Annotated in this window: 1 protein-coding gene; it reads left to right on the forward strand. The window is 52.3% G+C overall.

The window, feature by feature from the left end:
- Window positions 1-16: 16 nt before the first annotated feature.
- Window positions 17-235: glutaredoxin 3 (gene grxC, locus KVT28_RS26915; RefSeq protein ID WP_217551384.1), on the forward strand; the 219-nt coding region annotated here is incomplete at its 3' end.

A 235-nucleotide genomic window follows, 5' to 3' on the forward strand; every position in this document is an offset into this window, starting at 1 on the left:
TCTCAGAGGTAACCGTATGGCGAATGTAGAGATCTACACCAAAGTCACTTGTCCTTATTCCCACCGTGCAAAGGCGTTGTTGGATCAGAAAGGCGTGTCGTTCCAGGAGATTCCCATTGACGGGAACGCGGGGAAACGTGAAGAGATGATTCAACGCAGCGGCCGCACTACGGTGCCACAGATTTTTATTGATGCGCGGCACATTGGCGGCTGTGACGATCTTTACGCGCTGGAT

Origin of the sequence: Pantoea sp. GbtcB22 (assembly GCF_019091025.1) — a bacterium.
Taxonomy (GTDB): Bacteria; Pseudomonadota; Gammaproteobacteria; order Enterobacterales; family Enterobacteriaceae; genus Pantoea; species Pantoea leporis.